Annotated in this window: 14 protein-coding genes; 5 read left to right on the forward strand and 9 right to left on the reverse strand. The window is 64.0% G+C overall.

All coding sequences use genetic code 11. The features are described from left to right. A partial coding sequence (gene pilM, locus QCE64_RS11590; protein ID WP_310003861.1) for a pilus assembly protein PilM occupies positions 1-616 on the reverse strand: 616 nt, incomplete at its 3' end. 251 nt (positions 617-867) lie between these two features. Here pilM and QCE64_RS11595 point away from each other — a divergent pair. Then, on the forward strand, positions 868-3,276 hold the full coding sequence (locus QCE64_RS11595) for a penicillin-binding protein 1A (RefSeq protein ID WP_309918815.1): 2,409 nt from the start codon (positions 868-870) through the stop codon (positions 3,274-3,276). Positions 3,277-3,339: 63 nt separating this feature from the next. Here the strand turns inward: QCE64_RS11595 and cyaY are convergent, their stop codons facing one another. Then, positions 3,340-3,657, reverse strand: a complete 318-nt coding sequence (cyaY, locus tag QCE64_RS11600) for an iron donor protein CyaY (RefSeq protein ID WP_309931149.1) — start codon at positions 3,655-3,657, stop codon at positions 3,340-3,342. Between the two features lie 35 nt (positions 3,658-3,692). On the opposite strand from cyaY, the gene QCE64_RS11605 reads away from it, so the two are divergent. Then, entirely contained in the window at positions 3,693-4,004 is a 312-nt protein-coding gene (locus QCE64_RS11605) for an LPS translocon maturation chaperone LptM (protein WP_309810319.1), read from the forward strand. 54 nt (positions 4,005-4,058) lie between these two features. Beyond that, a complete protein-coding gene (gene lysA, locus QCE64_RS11610) occupies positions 4,059-5,321 on the forward strand; it encodes a diaminopimelate decarboxylase (RefSeq protein WP_310003863.1) in 1,263 nt (420 codons plus the stop codon). A gap of 48 nt (positions 5,322-5,369) precedes the next feature. On the opposite strand, the gene msrQ is transcribed toward lysA, so the two are convergent. From msrQ to QCE64_RS11635, 5 genes are all read right to left on the reverse strand, one after another. Then, complete coding sequence (gene msrQ / locus QCE64_RS11615; RefSeq protein WP_310003864.1) at positions 5,370-6,014, reverse strand: protein-methionine-sulfoxide reductase heme-binding subunit MsrQ; 645 nt, start codon at positions 6,012-6,014, stop codon at positions 5,370-5,372. 3 nt (positions 6,015-6,017) lie between these two features. Continuing rightward, complete coding sequence (gene msrP / locus QCE64_RS11620) at positions 6,018-7,016, reverse strand: protein-methionine-sulfoxide reductase catalytic subunit MsrP (protein ID WP_310003866.1); 999 nt, start codon at positions 7,014-7,016, stop codon at positions 6,018-6,020. Positions 7,017-7,167: 151 nt separating this feature from the next. After that, positions 7,168-8,370 carry a c-type cytochrome biogenesis protein CcsB gene (gene ccsB / locus QCE64_RS11625; RefSeq protein ID WP_309918826.1) on the reverse strand — a complete coding sequence of 401 codons (1,203 nt, stop codon included), beginning with the start codon at positions 8,368-8,370 and terminating at the stop codon, positions 7,168-7,170. Between the two features lie 4 nt (positions 8,371-8,374). Next, positions 8,375-10,606, reverse strand: coding sequence for a cytochrome c biogenesis protein ResB (locus tag QCE64_RS11630; protein ID WP_309918829.1), 2,232 nt, complete (start codon positions 10,604-10,606; stop codon positions 8,375-8,377). Between the two features lie 200 nt (positions 10,607-10,806). Next, the gene (locus tag QCE64_RS11635; RefSeq protein ID WP_309918832.1) at positions 10,807-11,481 is read right to left on the reverse strand and encodes a c-type cytochrome; all 675 of its coding nucleotides are present in this window, start codon (positions 11,479-11,481) and stop codon (positions 10,807-10,809) included. A 312-nt stretch (positions 11,482-11,793) separates the two neighbouring features. Here QCE64_RS11635 and yihA point away from each other — a divergent pair, with 312 nt between their 5' ends. Next, positions 11,794-12,456 (forward strand): ribosome biogenesis GTP-binding protein YihA/YsxC, encoded by a 663-nt coding sequence (yihA, locus tag QCE64_RS11640; RefSeq protein WP_309931155.1) that lies wholly within the window; start codon positions 11,794-11,796, stop codon positions 12,454-12,456. A 253-nt stretch (positions 12,457-12,709) separates the two neighbouring features. Next, positions 12,710-13,708, forward strand: a complete 999-nt coding sequence (gene hemB, locus QCE64_RS11645) for a porphobilinogen synthase (RefSeq protein ID WP_309918840.1) — start codon at positions 12,710-12,712, stop codon at positions 13,706-13,708. Positions 13,709-13,763: 55 nt separating this feature from the next. Here hemB and dsbD read toward each other — a convergent pair whose 3' ends face one another. Continuing rightward, positions 13,764-15,593 carry a protein-disulfide reductase DsbD gene (gene dsbD, locus QCE64_RS11650; RefSeq protein ID WP_310003868.1) on the reverse strand — a complete coding sequence of 610 codons (1,830 nt, stop codon included), beginning with the start codon at positions 15,591-15,593 and terminating at the stop codon, positions 13,764-13,766. Further along, positions 15,586-15,897 carry a divalent-cation tolerance protein CutA gene (gene cutA, locus QCE64_RS11655; RefSeq protein ID WP_310003870.1) on the reverse strand — a complete coding sequence of 104 codons (312 nt, stop codon included), beginning with the start codon at positions 15,895-15,897 and terminating at the stop codon, positions 15,586-15,588. Before cutA ends, dsbD begins: the two co-directional genes overlap by 8 nt. Between the last annotated feature and the right edge of the window lie 88 nt (positions 15,898-15,985).

A 15,985-nucleotide genomic window follows, 5' to 3' on the forward strand; every position in this document is an offset into this window, starting at 1 on the left:
CGTGACGCATGGCGCGCAAGGCGGCAGCCGCTTCGCCGTCGATGGCCGACAGCGCGACGCCCGCCTCCGCCGCCGCTTCGACACGCGCTTCGACGTGCCGCCGCGCCGTTGCCGCGATCGACACCTGCGCCTGGCCGTCCTCGCCGGTCTGCACCGACCAGTCCACGGCAAGTGCCGCGCGCTCGACGCCTGTCGCACGTTCGGCCTCCGCGAGCACAGCCGGCTCCAGCACGCCGTGCGGGTCGCTGCCGGCGCCCGCGGGCAAGGGTTCACGCGCTTCCATCAGACGCGCCAGCGGCACCTGCGTGGTGACCGTGGCCGACGCGGGCAAACCCATCGCGCAACGCAGCGCCCGCCACGCGCCGCCGCTCGGCAAGCACGTGAAGGCCTCGCGCAAGGCCGAGACGATTGCCGCGCGGTCGATGAAATCCCCGTCGATCACCGCGCCCGAGGGCAGCGGCACGAACGCCAACTGCTCCACGCACACCGCCGCATTCGCCCGCAACCGTTTGCTCATGACCACGAGACGCACGCCGTCCTCGCCTACGTCGATACCCGCCGCATAGCGCCGCGTCACCGTCAACATCGTGCCGCGCAGCGCACTTTCCTTGCCCATGTCCTGCTCCTTCCATTCACTTGCGCGCCCGAACCGTTCGAGCGCCTGAGGTGGAAGAATTGTCGCGAGCAGGGACGACGGCGAACATTCAGCCGAACGGCCAGCGTGCACGATAAGAAGGTGCTTCCGCGCGTGATCGCGCGTATTGTCGAAACAGCAGCGGGCGAGCGTCACGGCCGGCGGCGCTGTAAGCGTCCAGAAAAGTCCCGAATGCGGGCGGCTATAATCGCGTCACTGTTTCTGGTGGTGCCATGCAATCCTCTTCCCCGAACAACCCTTCATCCACGCCGCCCGAGGGGCACAAGAAAGCCAGGCGCCCATGGTGGGCGCGGCTGCTGCTGGGCTTCGGCGTCAGCATGTTCGCGCTCGTCGTCTGCGCGGGTCTGGTGCTCGGTTACGCGCTCGTCGTCGCGCTGCCGAACCTGCCCTCGCTCGAAGCCCTGACGGACTACAAGCCCAAGGTGCCGCTGCGGATCTATACGGCGGATCACGTGCTGATCGGCGAATTCGGCGAGGAGCGGCGCCGCGTCGTGCGCATCCAGGATGTGCCCGACTACATGAAGAAAGCCGTGCTCGCCATCGAGGACGCGCGCTTCTACGATCACGGCGGCGTCGATCTCACCGGCATCCTGCGCGCGGGCACGGTCGCGCTGACCAACGGCCATGCCTCGCAGGGCGCGAGCACCATCACCATGCAGGTCGCGCGCAATTTCTTCCTGTCGAGCGAAAAGACCTACACCCGCAAGATCTACGAGATGCTGCTCGCGTACAAGATCGAGCGCGCGCTGACGAAGGATCAGATTCTCGAGGTCTATATGAATCAGATCTATCTCGGGCAGCGCGCCTATGGTTTCGCCAGCGCGGCGCGGGTGTACTTCGGCAAGGACCTGAAGGACGTCTCGCTCGCCGAGGCCGCGATGCTCGCGGGTCTGCCGAAGGCGCCGTCGGCCTACAACCCGGTCGTCAATCCGAAGCGCGCCAAGGTGCGTCAGGAATACATCCTGCAGCGCATGCTGGAGCTGGGCTTCATCACGCGCGACCAGTACGAGCAGGCCATCGCCCAGCCGCTCGTGGTCAAGGGGCAAGGCCGTGAATTCAGCGTGCATGCCGAATACGTCGCGGAAATGGTGCGCCAGATGATGTACGCGCAATACCGCGAGGAAGCCTATACGCGCGGCCTGAATGTCGTGACCACGATCGACTCCGCCGACCAGGACGCCGCCTATCGCGCGGTGCGCCGCGGCCTGATGGACTATGAGCATCGGCACGGCTATCGCGGGCCGGAAGGCTATATCGACCTGCCGGCCAATCCGGACGATCGCGAACAGGCCATCGACGACGCCCTCGCCGAGCATCCGGACAACGGTGAAATTGTCGCGGCGGTGGTGACGTCGGCAAGTCCGAAGGAAGTGAAGGCGAGCTTCCTCGACGGCAACACGGTGACCATCAGCGGCGCCGACCTGCGCTTCGTGCAGTTCGCGCTCAGCACGCGCGCGCAGCCGAACGCGCGCATCCGTCCGGGCGCGATCGTGCGCCTCATGAAGAACGACGACGGCGACTGGACCATCACGCAACTGCCGCAGGTGGAAGGCGCACTGATCTCGATGGTGCCGCAGGACGGCGCGATCCGCGCGCTGGTCGGCGGCTTCGACTTCAACAAGAACAAGTTCAACCACGTGACGCAGGCCTGGCGTCAGCCGGGTTCGAGCTTCAAGCCGTTCATCTATTCGGCCTCGCTCGAAAAGGGCCTGTCGCCCGCGACCATCATCAACGACGGTCCGCTCTTCTTCAGCGCCGCCGAAACCGGCGGCCAGGCGTGGGAGCCGAAAAACTACGGCGGCGGCTTCGACGGCCCGATGACCATGCGCTCGGCATTGCAGCGCTCGAAGAACATGGTGTCGATCCGCATCCTCAATCACATCGGCACGAAGTACGCGCAGAACTACATCACGCGCTTCGGCTTCGACGCCGACCGCAATCCCGCCTATCTGCCGATGGCGCTCGGCGCCGGGCTCGTCACGCCCTTGCAGATGGCCGCCGGCTACGCGGTCTTCGCGAACGGCGGCTATCGCGTGAATCCGTATCTGATCGCGGACATCACGGACCCATACGGCCGCGTGGTCTCGCACCCGCAGCCGCTCATCGCGCAGCAGAGCGCGCCGCTCGCCATCACGCCGCGCAATGCGTACGTGATGAACAGCCTGTTGCAGAGCGTCGCGCAGCGCGGCACCGGCGCGAAGACGAATCAGCTGAAGCGCACCGATCTTGCCGGCAAGACCGGCACGACCAACGATTCGCGCGACGCCTGGTTCGCCGGCTATCAACGCTCGCTGGTGGCGATCGCGTGGATCGGCTATGACAACCCGCGCAGCCTCGGCGACAAGGAAACCGGCGGCGGCCTCGCGCTGCCGGTCTGGATGGACTACATGGGCCGTGCGTTGAAGGGCGTGCCCGAGTACAAGCCGATGATGCCGCCCGATGTCACGTCGCTCGGCGGCGAACTGTACTTCGACGACATGACGCCGGGCCACGGCTTTATCGCGACGGTTGGCGTGAGCCAGGCGCCGCCGCAGGACGGCGTGTCCGGCGTGACTGCGCCCGCGCCCGAAGTGGGCGAGCAGGAGAAGCAGGACATCATGAATCTGTTCAAGGGGCAATAGAGGCAGCAGGCGCGCCCTTTCAATCGATGAAGCGAGCGGATCGCACGACCCGCTCGCTTTTTTTTACGCCTTGAAGCGGACGGGTTCGCCGGCTTGCTCGGTCGAATACTTGCTCAGGGTCTCGAAGAATTCACTGTTGTCGCGGGTGTCGCGCCACGCGCCATCGACGTATTTGTAGTGAAAGCCGCCCGCTTTCGCAGCGAGCCAGATCTCGTGTTTCGGCGGCTGCAAATTGACGATGACCTTCGTGCGGTTCTCGAATTCGAGCGTCAGCACATTGCCGCTGCGTTCGAATTCGATGTCGGCGTCGGCCTCGTCCACCGCGCGCTCGATGGCGCTCAGCGCGGCCTCCGCCAAGGTCAGGTATTCCTGGTCTGTCATGCTAAACTCCGGCGATTAATCGTATAGGGACGGTCATGCGAGTCGTATTCAGGATGAGCGCGATTGTAGCGGCTTTGAGCATGAGCGCCGCTGCCACATTGGCGCTCGGCGGGTGTGGTCAACGCGGTCCGCTGTATCTGCCAACCGTGCCGCCGCTGCCGCAACGTCCCGGCGATCTCCAGAATACCCCGCCTTCGGACACGACTCCGGACAGTGAAAGCGCAGCGCGTCGCGGCACCGTGCCGGACACGTCGGGCGAGCCGCTCTCGCTCTCGCCCGAAACGGATCTCAAGTCCGGCGGCAGCAACGCTGCCTCGGCGCCGAAAGCCGCATCGTCCGCTTACTGAACACCCGCCTGAAACACGCGCCATTCGGCTTCGGGCGCATTTTCGATTCCACGCATGAGTGATTCCGCATTCCATTACGTCGACGGCGTGTTGCACGCCGAAGGCGTCTCAGCCGCGTCGCTCGCGGAACAGTTCGGCACGCCGCTGTATGTCTATTCGCGCGACGCCCTGACGCAAGCCTATCGCGCCTACGCCGATGCCTGCGCGGGACGCAACGCAACGGTCCACGTCGCCGTGAAGGCCAACAGCAATCTCGCCGTGTTGAACGTGTTCGCGCGCATGGGCGCGGGCTTCGACATCGTGTCGTCGGGCGAGCTCGCGCGCGTGATCGCGGCAGGCGGCCGCGCGGAGCACACCGTGTTTTCGGGCGTCGGCAAATCGGCGGCGGAGATGCGCGAAGGGCTGGAAGCCGGCGTGAAGTGCTTCAACGTCGAATCGATTCCCGAACTGCATGCGCTGAACGAAGTGGCGAAGTCGCTCGGCAAGAAGGCGCCGGTGTCGCTGCGCGTGAATCCGGATGTCGATGCCAAGACGCATCCGTACATCTCCACCGGTCTCAAGTCGAACAAGTTCGGCGTGGCCTTCAGCGACGCCCGCGCCACCTACGCGCAGGCGCAAGCGATGGATCATCTCGATGTCGTCGGCATCGACTGCCATATCGGCTCGCAGATCACCGAGATCAGCCCGTATCTCGACGCGCTCGACAAGCTGCTCGAACTCGTCGGGCAGATCGAAGCCGACGGCATGCGCATCCGCCACATCGACGTCGGCGGCGGCCTCGGCATCACCTACGACGACGAAACCCCGCCGGCCATCGGCGACTTCGTGACGACGCTGCTCGATCACATCGGGAAGCGCGGTCATGGCGCCCGCGAAGTGTATTTCGAACCGGGGCGCTCGCTCGTCGGCAATGCCGGCGTGCTGCTCACGCGGGTCGAATATCTGAAGCCGGGCGAGGAAAAGAACTTCGCCATCGTCGACGCCGCCATGAACGATCTCGCGCGCCCCGCCATGTACGAGGCGTTTCACCGCATCGTGCCGGTCGTGAAGCGCGACGCCGCCGCGCAGACCTACGACGTCGTCGGTCCGGTCTGCGAAAGCGGCGACTGGCTCGGGCGCGACCGCGAACTGGCGCTCGTGCCGGGCGACCTGCTCGCGATCTGCTCGGCGGGTGCGTATGGCTTCGTGATGAGCTCGAACTACAACACGCGTCCGCGCGCCGCCGAAATCATGGTCGATGGCGAGCGCGCGCGTCTCGTGCGCGAGCGTGAAGAGGTGAAGCAGTTGTTCGCCGGGGAATCGATTCTGCCGGACTGATGAGCTCCAAGACCCGATGAAAAATGCGATGCCTCGGCATCGCTTTTTTCATGCGCGCCGGTAACGCGTCCCGAGCGACGCGATCACGCGCCAGCCGAGCAGCACGATCACGATCGCGCCATAGATCTTCGGCAATTCGAGGTCGTGCTTGCCCGCCTTCATCCACCAGAAATGCAGGATGGCGAGCGTGGCGACCAGATAGATGATCCGGTGCAGTGCCTGCCAGCGCCGCCCGAGCTTGCGCACCATCGCTTTCGGCGACGTCACCGCGAGCGGGATCAACAGCACGAACGCTGCGAATCCCACCGTGATGAACGGCCGCTTGCCGATGTCCTTCAGCATCTCGGCGACATCGAACCATTTGTCGAACCAGATGTACGTCGTGAAGTGCAGCACGGCAAAGAAGAACGCGTACAGCCCGATCATGCGCCGGAAACGCAGCAGCGCCGCGACGCCGGTGAGCCGCCGCAGCGGCGTGACCGCCAGCGTGATGCACAGATACACGAGCGTCCAGAGTCCGGTCGAACGCGTGATGAATTCGATCGGATTCGCGCCCAGTCCGCCGGTCACGCCGAGCAGGATCAGGCGCGCCAGCGGAAACAGCATCGCGACGAACACCACGACCTTGACCGGCACGATCCATCTCGGACCGGCCGCGGCGCGCGTGCTCTTGATCTGGGAAGCCGACGACATCGTTCAGAAGTTCTTCTTCAGGTCCATGCCCGTGTACAGCGAGGCGACCTGATCGCCGTAGCCGTTGAACATGAGCGTCTTGCGCTTGGGCGTGAAGAACCCGTCTTCGCCGATGCGCCGCTCGGTGGCCTGGCTCCAGCGCGGATGATCGACGTTCGGATTCACGTTCGAGTAGAAGCCATATTCGCTCGATGCGTAAAGATTCCAGCTCGTGGGCGGCTGCTTCTCGACGAAGCGGATTTTCACCAGCGACTTCGCACTCTTGAAGCCGTACTTCCACGGCACGACCACGCGCACCGGCGCGCCGTTCTGGTTCGGCAAGACCTGTCCATACAGGCCGACGGTCAGCAGGGTGAGCGGGTTCATCGCCTCGTCCATGCGCAGGCCCTCGGAGTAGGGCCATTCGAGGATCGGCGTCGAGAGGCCCGGCATCTGCGACGGATCCGCCAGCGTGATGAACTGCACGTACTTCGCGTTGCCCGTCGGCTCGGCGCGCTTGATGAGTTCCGAGAGCGACACGCCGATCCACGGAATCACCATCGACCAGCCTTCGACGCAGCGCAGCCGGTACACGCGCTCTTCGAGCGGCGCGAGCTTGAGCAGGTCATCGATGTCGTACACCTTCGGGTTCTTGATCGCCCCCTCCACCGACACCTTCCACGGCCGCGGACGCAGCGTGCCCGCATGTTCGGCGGGATCGCCCTTGTCGGTGCCGAACTCGTAGAAGTTGTTGTAGCTCGTGATGTCCTTGAACGGGGTGGCCTTGTCGAGCGCGACGAACTTCGGAATGGTCGTCGCGGCGAGCTTCTGGCCGCGCGCATCGGGCGATGTGAGCGTCGCGTGCGCGGTGCTGCTCACGCCACTCATGCCGGCGAGGCCCGTCGCGGCGAATGCGCCGATCGAGCGCAGCGCGCGCCGCCGGTTCTCGAACACCGCTTGCGGCGTGATTTCATGCCGCGCGATGTCGTCGCCATAAAGACTGCGGTTTCGTTTGATCCACATCCCGATTGCTCCTGAACGGCCGCGCAGACATCGCAGCCCATGCATTCATATACGGTGAAACAGCAGTTTGGATGCCCGTATTCCAGCGTCGCATAAAAAAACCGCCAGCGAAATGCATGGCGGTTTTCTTCTCGCTTCACGGCCCGACGGATCAGAGCTTGCCGTAGCTGTGCAGGCCGGACAGGAACATGTTCACGCCGAGGAACGCGAACGTCGTGACGACCAGACCCGTCAGCGCCCACCATGCGGCGGCGGCGCCGCGCAGGCCCTTCATCAGGCGCATGTGCAGCCAGGCCGCGTAGTTCAGCCAGACGATCAGCGCCCAGGTTTCCTTCGGATCCCAGCTCCAGTAGCCGCCCCAGGCTTCCGCGGCCCACAGCGCGCCGAGAATCGTCGCGATGGTGAAGAACGCGAAGCCGACGGCGATCGACTTGTACATCACGTCGTCGAGCACTTCGAGCGGCGGCAGGCGGTCCGCCAGGAAGCCGCGCTGCTTGGCGAGATAGGCCACCGAGACCATCGCCGACAGCGCGAAGCTGCCGTAGCCGATGAAGTTCGCCGGCACGTGGATCTTCATCCACCAGCTTTGCAGCGCGGGCACGAGCGGCTGGATCTGCTGCGCGTCGCGGGCGATCGAATACCACATCAGGAAGCCCACCGCCGCGCTGATCACGAGCAGCACGAATGCGCCCATTTGCCGCGTCGAATAATGCTGCTCGTAGTAGAGATAGAACAGCGCCGTGATCAAGCAGAACAGCACGAACACTTCGTACAGGTTCGAGATGGGAATATGACCGACATCCGTGCCAATCAGGTACGACTCGTACCAGCGCACCATCAGCCCGGTGAAGCCCATCAGCACCGCGAACCAGGTCATGCGCGAACCGATCGCGCCGCCCGTCTGCGAGCGCGTCACGAGGCCGATCCAGTAGAACAGCGTCGCCAGCACGAACAGTGCGCTCATCCACAGGATCGCCGACTGGCTCGACAGGAAATACTTGAGGAAGAAGTTGGTGTCGGCGCGCGCGAGATCGTGCTGGTAGAGCTGGATCGAGAACAGCGCCAGCACGGCGATCATCGCGATCAGCAGTCGCACCGGTTTCCAGCGCCAGCCGAGCGTAACGAAGGTCGGCACGGCGGCCACCAGCACCGCCATGTCATACACGTCCATGTGCGCGTGATAGCGGTTCAGCGCGAAACCCGCGCCCGCGACCATGGCGAGCGCAAACAGCCAGTCGATGACGGTGAGCCTGCGGAGAAACGGGCGATCGTCGAAAGCGGCGACGTCGGGGAGACCCGAAGCCGGACGATCGGTCTTGAGAGGAGCGTGGGAGGAAGACTGTGTGAGGTCCATGATCTTACCGTGTTGAAACTTCCGAGCTCGATGTCTCGGATTGCGAATGCCCGGACGCATCCGATGGCGGGGCCGCGTCAGCCGGCGCGGCGGGTTGGGCGTCGAGCGCTGCGGCAATGCGCGCGCGGGTGCGCACGAATTCCTTCTCGAAATCGAACGTGCGGCGCGCCGTGGACATCGCCATCAGCACGCTAGCGCCGCCCTGGCCTGAGTCTTTGAGCCAGAACCACAGGCGCCGTTCGCGCACGTAAAACATCGAGAAAATGCCGACTACCAGCAGAAGGCTGCCAAGATACACCAGATTTTTACCCGGCGCGCGCGTCAACTGGAATACCGAAGCTTGCACCTGCTTGAAGGTGTCCAGTTGCAGGAAGACCGGAGAACCGTACAGAAAGCTGTCGGAAAGCGCATTGATCGACGACTGTATGAATGCGCTGTTCTTCTCGTCTACCTTGGCGGCCGGTTCACCGTTCTGCTCGCGGGAGATCTGCCAGACGTCCCACATCGCGCCTTCGAGCATGCGCATCAGCAGGCCCGCGGCTTTCTCTTGTTCAGCCTTCGGCACCGATTTGTCGATGAAGCCCGCGATGCTCTGGAAACCGCCAACCATCTGCGGATTCGGAGCAGCCTTGCCGGATTCATCCGCACCCGCGAACAGGTTCAGCACGCGAATCGCGCTTTCCTCGAGATGCTTCTGCAACTCGACATTTTCCTGCGGCACCGAACGCTGCGCGAAGCGGTGCGCCGCCTCGGTGCGCGTCGCCGGATTCGCGAGCGCCGCGCGCAAGTCCATCCATTGCTTGACGGTGCCCTGCTCGTCGGCGGGAATGCGCAGGTAGCGGAACGGGTCGTTCGGGCTCAGGCGCATGCCGGCAAGAAACATCTGCTGGCCGCTGACATCGACCGGCAGCATGTAGTTGCTGTACTCGCGCGCCTGGCCATCCGTGCCGCGCACCTTGTACTGCACCGACGGACCGATGTTGCGCAGGTCGGTCGGCCGGGACGTCTTTGCGCCGGAGCCCAGGCGTTCGTCGAAGGCATCGCGCAGCGTTTCCTTCTTGCCGACACCGCGCGCGTCCGGAGCGCCGTTGCCGTCCGTCATGTTCTCGACGTTGATGGCGCGGAAATCCGTGAACTCGACCGTTTCACCCTGCGCGCCCTTGAACTGCGTGCCGATGGGCGCCGTGCCGCCGATCGTGCCCGTGAACGGCTCGGTCTTCGCGCTGCTGCCGGTCATCGGCCACGCGGTCATGTCGAGCTTCGAGCCGCCGTCCTGGAAGCTCGACTGGTAGATCGAGATGCCGTCGTAGGTGAAGGGCTTGTTCACCTCGACGCGCGCCGGGATGCGCTTGCCCGTCTTGTGATCGATCACGACGATGTCGCTCGCGAACAGCTTCGGCATGCCGGTCGAGTAGTAATCGACGATGAACTTGTTCAGCTGGATGGAGAACGGCAGGTCCTGGATGACCGAGCCTTCCGGCTGGTTCAGGATGGCCGTGCCGACATACTGCCCTTCCGGCACCCACGCGTAGCCGCGGAAGGTCGGGTTCGACGTGGACAGGCGATGTTCGGGGGGAATGTCGTTGATGACTGCGTTGCTGTTGATCGGCGACTTGTTGAACATCCACATTTGCAGGCGGATGGGCAGGTTGCTGTCGAGCAGGCCGCCGAGACAGATCACCACGATCGCGAGGTGCGCTGAAATGTAGCCGATCTTCGTCATCGCGCCGCGCTTGCCGGCGATGAGCGTGGCGCCCGTGTCGGTCTGGCGCGTGACGGTGCGGTAGCCCATCTTCGCCGCGAGGCGTTCGAGCGTGGCCGCCGTGTGCACGCGATCCGCCCGCACCGTGAATTCGCCCTTGTGATGGAACGCGCGCAGGCCGCCTTCGTGCACGCGGTCCTTCCAGCTCTTGATGTCCGCGATCATCTTCGGGCCGTTGCGGATCACGCACAGCGACACCGAGATCACGAGGAAGATCAGGATCAGCATGAACCACCATGCGCTGTACACGGTATAGATGCTGAGGCCGCGGAAGATGTCCGCCCAGAACGGGCCGAACTGATTGACGTAGTTGGGATACGGGTCGTCCTGCGTGAGCACCGTGCCGATGATGCTCGCAATGGCCAGGATGACCAGCAAGGCGATGGCGAAGCGCATCGAACTCACGAGTTCGACGAAATGCCTGACGGCGCGGCGACTCGACTTCGACTGCATTCCCGATGTGGTGACGCTCATTCAAACTCCGGCTGGACAGCAAAAAAGGGTGGAGACGCTGACGGTCTGTCAGACCGACGTCCCACCCTTTTTCTTGTTTTCGCGCCGGTCTTCTCGGACGTGTCCGGGACCGGCTTCGTAGTATGGGCGATTCCCGTGTTGCGCGCTGGGAACCGCTGGACGCTGACTGCTGCGCGTTCAGTGGCGATCGCGTCTCGCGATCAATGCAATCCGGCGATGTAGTCCGCCACCGCCTTCATCTCCGCTTCATTCAGGCGCGAGGAGATCTGATGCATGGGCTCGCTGTTGTTGCGTTGTCCCGATGCGAACGCGTTCAACTGCGCGACCGTGTAATCGCCCCACTGCCACGACAGCCGCGGATACTGCACCGGAATGCCCATGCCCGTGGCGCCATGACACGCGGCGCAGGCCGGTACGCCCTTGTCCGCAATGCCGCCGCGATAGATCTTCTGACCCAGCGCGACGTCGTTCTTGTCGCGAGCGTAATTGGGCTTGGCCTTCTGTTGCGAGAAGTAGGCTGCGACGTTCAACATGTCCTGATCCGACAGCGCGCCTGCAATGCCTGCCATGATCGGGTTGTTACGCGCCGGCGCCTTCGCGCCCGGCTGCGTCTTGTAATCCTTCAACTGCTTGACGATGTACTCGGCGTGCTGCCCCGCGAGCTTCGGGAACGCCGCGCCGGCGCTGTTGCCGTCAGCTCCGTGACATGCCGCGCACACCTGCGTGGCGATGGCCTGCCCCCTCGTGACATCCGGCTTGGCCGGCTGCGCGGGCTCCGCCGCGTTCACTGACATCGATACCGCCAGACCACTCAAACCTGCACCGAAAGCCGCCGCTGCCCGAATCACCACCAGAGACCTGTACAGTCGGTTCATTCGCGTACCCTGTTTTTCGTCTTGTGAGAATGTGAGGTTCTGCAAAAAACGACGGCGATCAATGGTCGCCGCAAGAGTCCCGAACTCGCCGAACGATGAGGCGCCAGAACGCCTCCAGTGTGTCTCGCTCCGATCCCATGAAAGCTGTGGGTGCCGCTTGCGGCTTGGGTCTTGCGTGCCCGTGCTGATCTTCAAAAATCCGTCGTATTGTACAATAACCCGCTGCACGCAAAGACGCCAGTCGGGGCATGCCCAGTATTTGCCGGGTTCTCAAGGCTTTGGTTTTCGCAGCTTCTTCGATGGAACCCGCCCATGTCATTCCTGCTTCACCAATCCCGCTTCTTTACCACCGTCAATCATCTGCGCGATCTGCCGCCCACGCCGCAGCCTGAAATCGCGTTCGGCGGACGCTCGAACGCCGGTAAATCGACGGCCATCAACATCCTGTGCAACCAGAAGCGGCTCGCCTTCGCGAGCAAGACCCCAGGGCGCACGCAGCATATCAACTACTTCGCCATCGGGCCGCAGGCCGAGCCGGTCGCCTATCTGGTCGATCTCCCCGGCTACGGCTATGCCGAAGTGCCCGGCGCCGCGAAGGAACACTGGCAACGCCTGCTTTCCACCTATCTGCAAAGCCGCGCGCAGCTGCGCGGCATGATCCTGATGATGGACTCGCGCCGTCCGCTGACCGAGCTGGACCGCATCATGATCGACTGGTTTGCACCCACTGGAAAGCCGATCCACGCCCTGCTCACGAAATGCGACAAATTGACGCGACAGGAGATGACCAATACGCTGCGCGCCACCAAGAAGGCGTTTGCGGAGTATCGGGACGCGGGCTATCGCGGCGAGTTGAGCGTCCAGCTTTTCTCCGCGCTCAAGCGCACCGGCCTCGATGAAGCGCATGAACTGATCGAAAGCTGGCTGATGCCCGATGAAGCGGGTGAGAACGCGCAGGACAGCACCCCTGAATGATGGAACGGGCGCCGCCCGAACATAAAAAAACCCGCCGCATGACGGCGGGTTAACAGCCTGATCGAATCTCGACAGGCGCCCGCTCAGGGAGGAGAAGCGGGGAGTCCAGCGACAAGCGCCTCGCTCGATCGGTATGATATACCATTGACCGGCGACGGTTTCAGACGTGCCCAAGTGCTTGTTTGACAAGGATTTACACGTTTTCGAAGCCGCTTTTTGGCATCCTCTGCAGATCACTCACTCGAGTCAAGACATGAGCTTCTATCCCCATCATCGCCCGCGCCGCATGCGCCGCGATGACTTCTCGCGCCGCATGATGCGCGAGAACATCCTCACCACGAACGACCTCATCTATCCCGTATTCATCGTCGAAGGCGCGAACGAGCGTCAGGCCGTGCCGTCGATGCCCGGCGTCGAACGCACATCCGTCGATCTGCTGATGAAGGTCGCGGAGCAATGCGTCGAACTGGGCGTGCCGGTGCTGTCGCTGTTTCCGGCGATCGAGCCATCGCTCAAGACGCCCGACGGCCGCGAGGCCACCAATCCCCAAGGCCTGATCCCGCGCGCCGTCCGTGAACTGAAGAAGAACTTCCCGATGCTCGGCGTGCTCACCGACGTCGCGCTGGACCCGTACACGAGCCACGGCCAGGACGGCGTGCTCGACGAAGAAGGCTATGTGAAGAACGACGAGACCAGCGAGATTCTCGTCGAGCAGGCGCGCACGCAGGCTGAGGCAGGCGTGGACATCGTGGCGCCGTCGGACATGATGGACGGCCGCATCGGCGCGATTCGCGAGATGCTCGAAAGCGATGGCCACATTCACACGCGCATCATGGCCTACGCCGCGAAGTACGCGTCGGCGTTCTATGGTCCGTTCCGCGACGCGGTGGGCTCCGCCGCGAATCTCGGCAAGAGCAACAAGATGACGTATCAGATGGATCCGGCCAACACCGACGAAGCCATGCGCGAAGTGCGCATGGACATCGAGGAAGGCGCGGACATGGTGATGGTCAAGCCGGGCATGCCGTATCTGGATATCGTGCGTCGCGTGAAAGACGAGTTCCGCTTCCCGACGTATGCGTATCAGGTGAGCGGCGAGTACGCGATGATCAAGGCCGCCGCGCAGAACGGCTGGATCGATCACGACAAGGTCATGATGGAAGCGCTGCTCGCGTTCAAGCGCGCCGGCGCCGATGGCGTGCTGACCTACTTCGCGCTCGATGCTGCGAGGATTCTGCGGGCGTCGAAGTAACGCCGTGCTGACGCGATGAAAGAAGGGCGATGCTTGATGGCATCGCCCTTCTTTTTTATCCGTTCGCCGGACCGAGCTTGTCGAGGCTCTTCAGGAACGTGTCCGCCGATTCGTAGCCCACTACACGCGCGACTTCGTTGCCTTGTGCGTCGAAGAAGATGATGCCCGGCGGCCCGAACAAGCCGAAGCGCTTGAGCAAGGTCTGATCGTCGGCGTTGTTGGCGGTCACGTCGGCCCGCAGCAGGTTGAGTTGTGCGAGGCGCGCCTGCACGCGGGCATCGGAGAAGGTCAGCTTCTCCATTTCCTTGCAGGACACGCACCAGTCGGCATAGAAATCGAGCATGGCAGGCCGCGCCGCCGCTTTCACTGCCGTATCCAGTTGCGCCGACGAACGCACGGGCGCGAAGATCGGTCCCGGCGTTTGCGCGCTCGTGGCGGCGGAAGCGTCGCCGCGCGCGGCCAGTATGGCGAGCGGGCGCAGCGGATCGGTCGAACCGGCGGCGAGGCCGACGATCAACGTCGCTGCCCAGATCGCCAACGCTGCGCCCAGGCCGCGTCCAAGCCGCTTCCAGATGCCGGACGGGACATTGCCGCCCGGTGAGAACAGTCCAAGCGCCGCCGCGGCGATCAACAGCCACAGCGCGGCCAGCAACATCTGCACGGCACCGCCGAGCACCGGCCAGACGATCCACAGCGCAGCCGCCAGCAGCACGACGCCGAAGAACACCTTCACGCCGTCCATCCAGACGCCGGCGCGCGGCAGGATCGAACCCGCGCCGAGCCCGATGACGAGCAAGGGCACGCCGAGCCCGATGCCCATCGCGAACAGCGCCGCGCCGCCGAGCAGCGCGTTGCCCGTATGCGCGATGAAGGCGAGCACGGCGAACAGCGGCGCCGTCATGCACGCGCCGACGACCAGCGCGGACAGCGCGCCCATCACGGCCACGGCTGCGAACTTGCCGCCGCTGCGCTTCTGCGACGCCTGGTTCACGCCGCTCTGCCAGCGTTCGGGCAGCGCGATGTCCATTCCGGAGATGAGCGCCAATGCAAATGCTGCGAGCAGCACACCGAACGCGCCGAGCACCCACGGATTCTGCAGCCACGCACCCAGACTCTGACCGACCAGCGCGGCCGCGATGCCGAGCACGGTATAGACGAGCGCCATGCCGATCACATACGACACCGACAGCGCGAAGCCGCGTCCCCGCGTCACGCGCGCGCCCTCGCCGACAATGATGGCCGAGAGAATCGGGATCATCGGATACGAGCACGGCAGGAGGCTCAGCACCATGCCCGCCAGGAAGTACAAGCCAACGACCATGAAAAAGCCACCGCCCTCCAGCATCGACTGCGCATAGTCGGCGCTCGTCGCGCGTTCGAACCAGGAGGTGTGGGTGTCCGTGGACGGTGCGTTGGCGGTTGCGGCCGGCTGGAGCGCTTCGCCTTTCACGCGATACGTTTTCTCCATCGGCGGATAGCAGATGCCCTGGTCCGCGCATCCCTGCGAGGTCACCGCGAGCTCGAATGGCCCTTTCGCCTGCGTGACGGGAATGCGGATCGACAGCTCGCCGCGATACGTCTCGACGTCCTTGTTGAACGTCTGGTCGAAGTGGACTTTTCCAGGCGGGAGTTGCGCAGTGCCGATCGTCGCGTCGCCGCTCTTCACGGCGAACGCGAACCGCTCGCGGTACATGTAGTAGCCGTCCGCGATCTTGTAGCGCACGTCGACCTCACCGGGCTTCTCGGAAGCGCTGAACTTGAAGGCGACGGAGGGATCGAGGAAGTCGTCAGCGGCGTGAGCACCTGCCGACAGCAGCACGAACGCGGTGAGAAGCATGAACGCGGCGAGGATCCGGCGCGCGACGAAACGAGGAAACTCAAACATGAATAGGGCGCTGCGTTTCTGCGTTGACCCATCGGCCATAATCCGGCGATGCATCGACCTGCCAGACCAGGATTTCGGGTGTTTCATAAGGATGATGGGCGCTCACGAAGCGCTGCAGTTCATCTGCCCGCGCGACGCTCGTCTTGAACAGCAACTGAACCTCGTGCGCGGTTTCCAGCGCATTCTTCCAGTGATAGTGCGAGACCACGACGCCGAGATTCGTTACGCACGCTGCGAGACGCGCCCCAAGTACTGCTTGCGCCAGCGTGTCCGCGGCGGCGGCATCGGGCAGCGTCGACAGCATCAAGACGACGGGAACGTTCACTCGGCAACTCCAGGACGGCGGCGCGGCATCTTGCGTATCGTAGCATCGGGAGGAAAGGCTCACCTCG

Source organism: Caballeronia sp. LZ043, assembly GCF_031451075.1.
Taxonomy (GTDB): domain Bacteria; phylum Pseudomonadota; class Gammaproteobacteria; order Burkholderiales; family Burkholderiaceae; genus Caballeronia.

Coding starts and splice junctions, on each gene's coding strand:
- QCE64_RS11595 (WP_309918815.1), top strand. CDS start 868: ATGCAATCCTCTTCCCCGAACAACCCTTCATCCACGCCGCCCGAGGGG.
- cyaY (WP_309931149.1), bottom strand. CDS start 3,657: ATGACAGACCAGGAATACCTGACCTTGGCGGAGGCCGCGCTGAGCGCC.
- QCE64_RS11605 (WP_309810319.1), top strand. CDS start 3,693: ATGCGAGTCGTATTCAGGATGAGCGCGATTGTAGCGGCTTTGAGCATG.
- lysA (WP_310003863.1), top strand. CDS start 4,059: ATGAGTGATTCCGCATTCCATTACGTCGACGGCGTGTTGCACGCCGAA.
- msrQ (WP_310003864.1), bottom strand. CDS start 6,014: ATGTCGTCGGCTTCCCAGATCAAGAGCACGCGCGCCGCGGCCGGTCCG.
- msrP (WP_310003866.1), bottom strand. CDS start 7,016: ATGTGGATCAAACGAAACCGCAGTCTTTATGGCGACGACATCGCGCGG.
- ccsB (WP_309918826.1), bottom strand. CDS start 8,370: ATGGACCTCACACAGTCTTCCTCCCACGCTCCTCTCAAGACCGATCGT.
- QCE64_RS11630 (WP_309918829.1), bottom strand. CDS start 10,606: ATGAGCGTCACCACATCGGGAATGCAGTCGAAGTCGAGTCGCCGCGCC.
- QCE64_RS11635 (WP_309918832.1), bottom strand. CDS start 11,481: ATGAACCGACTGTACAGGTCTCTGGTGGTGATTCGGGCAGCGGCGGCT.
- yihA (WP_309931155.1), top strand. CDS start 11,794: ATGTCATTCCTGCTTCACCAATCCCGCTTCTTTACCACCGTCAATCAT.
- hemB (WP_309918840.1), top strand. CDS start 12,710: ATGAGCTTCTATCCCCATCATCGCCCGCGCCGCATGCGCCGCGATGAC.
- dsbD (WP_310003868.1), bottom strand. CDS start 15,593: ATGTTTGAGTTTCCTCGTTTCGTCGCGCGCCGGATCCTCGCCGCGTTC.
- cutA (WP_310003870.1), bottom strand. CDS start 15,897: ATGCTGTCGACGCTGCCCGATGCCGCCGCCGCGGACACGCTGGCGCAA.